This is a genomic window from Methanogenium cariaci JCM 10550 (genome assembly GCF_001315945.1).
Lineage (GTDB): Archaea > Halobacteriota > Methanomicrobia > Methanomicrobiales > Methanomicrobiaceae > Methanogenium > Methanogenium cariaci.
The window spans coordinates 1-5,759 of sequence record NZ_BBBG01000039.1 but is presented as its reverse complement, the minus strand read 5'-3'; the positions used below and the strand labels follow the sequence as shown (position 1 = coordinate 5,759).

At 53.4% G+C, this 5,759-nt stretch carries 7 protein-coding genes; all 7 read right to left on the bottom strand.

Annotated elements, in window-relative coordinates:
- Positions 1-299: 299 nt before the first annotated feature.
- The 7 genes from JCM10550_RS17740 to JCM10550_RS16290 all read right to left on the bottom strand — a co-directional run bounded on the left by JCM10550_RS17740 (position 300) and on the right by JCM10550_RS16290 (position 5,652).
- A complete protein-coding gene (locus tag JCM10550_RS17740) occupies positions 300-569 on the bottom strand; it encodes a CARDB domain-containing protein (protein WP_172673956.1) in 270 nt (89 codons plus the stop codon).
- Positions 454-1,131 (bottom strand): metallophosphoesterase, encoded by a 678-nt coding sequence (locus tag JCM10550_RS19375; RefSeq protein ID WP_062400683.1) that lies wholly within the window; start codon positions 1,129-1,131, stop codon positions 454-456. Before JCM10550_RS19375 ends, JCM10550_RS17740 begins: the two co-directional genes overlap by 116 nt.
- A complete protein-coding gene (locus tag JCM10550_RS16315) occupies positions 1,109-1,531 on the bottom strand; it encodes a metallophosphoesterase (RefSeq protein ID WP_062400681.1) in 423 nt (140 codons plus the stop codon). Before JCM10550_RS16315 ends, JCM10550_RS19375 begins: the two co-directional genes overlap by 23 nt.
- Complete coding sequence (locus JCM10550_RS16310) at positions 1,518-3,797, bottom strand: right-handed parallel beta-helix repeat-containing protein (protein ID WP_062400679.1); 2,280 nt, start codon at positions 3,795-3,797, stop codon at positions 1,518-1,520. Before JCM10550_RS16310 ends, JCM10550_RS16315 begins: the two co-directional genes overlap by 14 nt.
- Before the next feature lie 198 nt (positions 3,798-3,995).
- Positions 3,996-4,235 carry a hypothetical protein gene (locus JCM10550_RS16305; protein ID WP_062400677.1) on the bottom strand — a complete coding sequence of 80 codons (240 nt, stop codon included), beginning with the start codon at positions 4,233-4,235 and terminating at the stop codon, positions 3,996-3,998.
- Positions 4,236-4,982: 747 nt separating this feature from the next.
- On the bottom strand, positions 4,983-5,309 hold the full coding sequence (locus JCM10550_RS16295; RefSeq protein WP_062400673.1) for a hypothetical protein: 327 nt from the start codon (positions 5,307-5,309) through the stop codon (positions 4,983-4,985).
- Positions 5,310-5,394: 85 nt separating this feature from the next.
- Complete coding sequence (locus tag JCM10550_RS16290) at positions 5,395-5,652, bottom strand: hypothetical protein (protein WP_172673955.1); 258 nt, start codon at positions 5,650-5,652, stop codon at positions 5,395-5,397.
- Between the last annotated feature and the right edge of the window lie 107 nt (positions 5,653-5,759).

Here is a 5,759-nt window from a genome sequence, read left to right as displayed (position 1 = left end):
AGATGCATCCGTACCGGAATAGACCCAGAGACCGTCAAGCACCTGAATCCGGTCTTCTGCATCCAGTGCCCTCCAGCCGTCTGCGTCATAGGTCAGAACAGAGTGGCCGGACGTGGCCGCCGAGGCAAAGACGGCCGCCGTGTCACTGCCGGAAGCAAGCCTCTTCGGAGTCGAGACAAAGTTCCAGCCGGACTTCAGATCAAGCGTATCATCCTCGGGAACAGATCCTCCACGCCGGATTACGGTAACAGACGTTACGAGGGAATTGTTATCTTCATCCTCTTCCCCCCCTCCGCCGCTTACCAGGCAGTCAGTTCATACGTGCTCGCAGACGCAGGTCTCCAGACAAAGCTCACCTCGGTTGCAGCACCGGGTTCAAGGCTCCCCCCCACCTCCGTTACTCCGATCTCCGTTCCTTCCGCAGAGAGTGAGAGCGTAAAGGCATCGGATACCTCACCGCCCCGGTTGGCAACACTCAGACCAATCGTATTGTTCTCCCCCCCTGCAAAGACCTGCTGGCAGAATAAATTCTTCCGGCACGAGATCAGGCGTACGCGAGAGTTCCACAACCACCCTCTCAAAGACCGAGCCTCTCGGATATATCGAAAGCACCTCCTTGTTGTCACCGGAAATCTCTGCAACAGGCATGAACTCCATCAATACCGTTTCATTCTCTGCATCCAGATGCACCCTTGTATATCCAAGGGTATTCTCCAGACTGTTCTGGTAGCCGGTGGCCTTCTCCTCGGTCAGCGTGTACATCGGGCCTCCGCCGGTTGCTGCCACTACGTACTGGATGCCATTGACCAGATACCGCTGGTATGAGTGGACATGGCCGTTGAAGACCACATTCACATCGTTCTCCTCGAAAACCGGACCCCCCCAGAGGTCGCGGAAGTTCAGCCAGCCGCCGGGATGACGGGTGCCGGAACTGTATGGCGGATGGTGGAAGGCCGTAAATTTCCAGGAGGCGGTGTTCGATGCAAGATCGTCGGTAAGCCAGGCGGTCTGCTCAGTCATCCGGGAACCGGAGATATCACTGGAATCAAGCATGGCGAAGTGTGCATCACCACAGTCAAAGGAATACCACGGAGGCATATCAAAGGCCTCACGATATGTTACCCCCGCCATCCCGCTCTTCATGATTACCGGTGATGGGATAGATGGTCGTGTTCGCAAGCATCGCCCCCCCTCCGGCTGCAAAGAACCGGTTCCATTCCTCAGGATTTTCCGGGTCGCCTACGGTGTCGCCCACATGGAGCACAAAAGTGATATCCGTCTCCTCCTCTGCAATCCTGTCGGCAACAAGTTTGTGCCGCTCAAGCTGGGTAAAGGTCGGCAGCTGCTCCTGTGAATCGCCATAGACGATGAAATCAAAGGAACCCGACTCGGGGGGGAATGTCCTAAAGCGGTGATCCCCCCCGGTCACATTCACCCCCCCGGCCGTCACCTGGTAGTGGTAGGTCATCCCCCCCGGCATAAGACCGGTCAGGCGCACATGATGGAGCAGGGACTCCTCATCGCTGGACACACTCCGGCCATAGCACGGGAGAAATAGTCCGCCTCAATGGCGTAGTCCACCTGTCCGATCGATGGTATATCGGTCTTCCAGCTGATGGTTGCTTCCGTTCCGGTTGTTCTAGTGATGTACGGTCCATGCACGATCTGCTCCCGCGGAAGGATTTCGTATTCACTGAGACATGCGACCAGGGATAGTAGTCATGGTCTGTGGCTGAGGCATTGTAGACCATCTCGCCAACCCCCCCGTCGCCATCGGCATCAGTCCCGGTGTAGTCACAGTAGTAATTACCAAGATAGCCGTAATGGAGGGTGCCATTGTAGATATAGTCAACAGGCCCCCCCGGCGTGTTGGCGGTGTTGTTCGACGATTTAGAGCTCGTCCAGCCTGCCTGGTTCACTGAACTCTCACCAAAATTATTCAGATATATCTGGTTCCTGTCTGACTGATACTTGGTTTGTAAACCACATGAGGTGCAGTCCGTGCAGGTATTGTTGACGATGGTGTTTCCTGTGCTGCTGGACTGGATCGTTATGCCAATACCACCCTGTGTCACCCTGTTGTCAGAAACAAGATTGCCATTGGAGGAATCATACAGGAAGATCCCACGATACCCTCCTGACATGCAATTCCCGGAGATAACAGAATTTCTGAGAGTATAAAATTGGCAGTCACCGGTGACCGTATTATTAGAGATGGTGCTATTCACTCCCCCAACCATATATATGGCCTTAAACGCTCCTGAATTATTTGTGATAGTATTTTCCTCAATCACGAGGTCCGAAGATTCCTGAGTTCGTATTCCACCATCCACATTCCCGGAGATATCATTCTTCAGTAACCAGGTCCCACAGGAACTCAGAATATATATCCCATGCTTGCTGTTGGCAGTCATCTCAGACGCCCGGATCTCTGAGCCTGACGATTCCTCCACCAAAATGCCATAATGAGGGTTTTCCGAGAGTATACAATGTTCAAGTGTCGTATCCTCTGCCCCATACAGCTTAATGCCATTGAGTGAATTCCCGGATGCCAGACAGCCATCGACCAGCGAGTCCCTGGTGTTATTCACCAGAATACCATTCAGGGAATTCGTATCCGCAGCACAGTCACGGAGAACACTATCCCCCCCGGCAGCCTCCAGAACAAGTCCGTTATAATTGCGTGTGGATGTGATATTGCTGACGATGCAGTGCTGCACACTATTCACCAGGAGACCGGCAGATCCGGTACTGGTTGCGCCCGTTACCGTAAAACCGTCAATCGTGACATTCCCGACAGTCACCTCAATCGCACTCCTGCCCGAATCAGCCGCGGCAACGGTCGCTCCTTTTTCTGACAGAAGAGAGAGGCGCTTGTCAACCCTGACATTCTCCGTATAGGTTCCCTCACGAACCATGACGGTGTCGCCCGGATTGGCGGCAATGATTGCTTCCTGAATCAAAGTGAAATCCCCCGCACCACCAGCATCGACTGTGATGATCTTGGGTTCGGGCGGGGGGGCCTCTCCCACCATCACGGTCGCCTGTCCGGAAATACCGCCTGAAGTTGCGGTAATGTGTGTTGTTCCCTCAGCCAGCGCCGTGAAAAGTCCGTTCACGTCCACGGTTCCGACAGATGTATTGGCACATGACCAGGTGACCGGAACACCCGTCATCAACTTCCCGTACTGATCCTTTGCAAGAGCAGTAAACGGTCTGGTCGTACCACTCACAAGACTTGCCTCAGAGGGGAGAACGGTGATTGTAGTCAGGATCGGCTGATCGCTCACGGTAATATAATCCTTTTTTGTCCAGGACGCCGAACCGTCCGCGTTCGTCACCGTCAGGGTGACCGTGTAGGTGCCGGATTTGGTGTACTCATGCACCGGGTTCTGATCGGTTGAGGTGACCGTGTCACCAAAGTCCCAGTGCCACCCGGTCGGAGCGTCAGCGGATGTCTCCGGGGGGGTAAAAGCGACCGTAAAAGGTGCACAACCAGAGGTCTGGTCTGCGTCAAAAAATACCCTAAAGAGAGGAGCCGGATCCTGAGACTGAATAATGACCCGGTCGACATATTTTACCGCATATCCGGTTGTTGCCGGATAATAGTCATCCTTTCCCGACACATAGTAGTGCCAGAACTGCTCATCCATGCACTCATGCATGTCCCAGTTTCCAAAGACATGCCAGCCCCCCCAGGGATTGGTTGAGTTGTCAGCAAAGAAAATCAGGCGCATGCCTTCCTTGTAACCCGGAGGATACCCCCCCAGATCCGGCCGCCACCACGTAACAACCATCGGACTGTCGGGGGCTGAGGGGGGGTGTAGACATTCCGGTATCCAAAATATTTGGACATCCCGTCATTGGCTATAATTTTGACCGTATCCTCAGGACTCATCCCGCCGACCAGTTCACAGAGGTCTTTGACATCCGTGCCTTCAGGGCACCATAGTCTTTCTCTTCGATATTTCCGGTCTCATTTTTATCCCATCTGACTATCCCGTCTTCATTACCCAGCGCAGGCCCTTCGTGGTAGTAATGCGTAATTCCATCACCCTGAATGGCAGATTTTTTTCCATCCAGTGGTAGTCGACCGTTTTTGTCGCAATGAGACTACCATCAGCAGCCAGTTTACTGACAGTGACCTCGGTTGTCGGCGACCCTGCGGCCACCGGTGCGACCACAACACAGAGCAGCAGCAACAGACAGAAGAAAACACCCCCCCATGTTTTCATATCCAATCTCCTGACTCTGCAGAACATATCATTCCCGTAATTGATTGTAGAACATTCATCCCGTCTCATCCTGTATACGATATACTGAGGGAGTCTCTCTGAAGCGGATATAAATGGGTTCTGATATTTTCTGAAATATTGTAAACAATAATAAATTAATCTGATAGATATTCGTACGCATTTATAAATTATCAATTTCCACGTAGATGCATATTTTCAAATACGGTTTGCAAAATGGGACCATAATACAAAAAGAACGGACAAAGACCCACGAATATATAAAAAACGAATAATCAGAGAACAAACAGTAAAACAAACAAAAATTCATCAGATATCAAAGATGCGCAGCCACACCATCTTTGGTTCATACGAATCTCCGTAAAATCAGGGTATCCGCCCTGCCTTTAAAATGCGGAATTCATACAAAACCGGCGTCACCGGCAACACCCGCCCGAACGCAGCAAGCCCACGAAAGACCCCCCCTCTGCCAGCATCCGGAAAAAACGCATCCCCCCCACAGAAGCCCGTGAGTCCGATCTCAACCAGAGATACCCCATACTACCTCTCAAAATATCCATCAATATGGGGGGGCCCACAATAGTCTATAATCCACCGTTTTTTGGACAGATAATGGGCATAATGAACGTATTTTTCCGGTGGGGGGGAAACGGTGCTGAAAATACGGTCATTTTGACCTTGGATCACCCAATACGGAGGTTCAAAAAGGGTGAAAAAAAGGTGGAATGATTACTGCTTTTTCAGGTAGTAGGCTCCGCCTGCCACCACACCCACCACGATACAGACCACGAGAATGGTCATCCATGGAAGGCTGCCTTCGGCATCTCCTGATGCGGCGGGAATGGTTGCGGCTGCGGCGGTGGGCACCACGGTCGCAGAGACCGGTGCCTTTGTTGCCGTGGTCACGGCTGCTGATTCGGTGAAGAGGGCAAAGCAGCTGAAGTGGCTGACTTTGGCGCTCACGGTATGCGTCGCCGCGTTCACCGTGGTCTCGAGGGTTTCCCAGAGGCCGGTGGCAGCGTTGTAGCATTTGATGGTGTAGGCTTTGCCTTCCACCCATTCATCATCGGGGATGCTGAAGCTGATGGTGATGGCCGGGCTGAACGTGGCTCCCGCAGGTTTGCACTCGCAGGAGTAGCCTTCAAAGGTGAATCCGCCGGGGGACCGCGGGTAACGTAGTGACCTCTCCGATGTGAATCGCGGGGAGGGGGTTGCCCGCGGAGTCAAGGACTCCGGTACCTTTCGGAAGGTAGAGGGAGGCCTTCTTATCCACAGAATGTACTGTCACCGAGCCGAGCAGACTGCCGGTGGATGAGGTGGCGAGCTTGGCCTCTCCTGCAACGCTGGCAGAGGGGGGCTGCAGGCTCCTGATAGAAGCTGCCGCCACTGCCTCCGCCACCACTGCCGCCGGGGGGGCTGGGCGGGCTGGGCGGAGTGTAGGTTGCGCTCAGGTTAAGACACTGGGTCTCCCCCGGTTGAAAGGTAGAAGTCTCTGTTGCGGGGTGA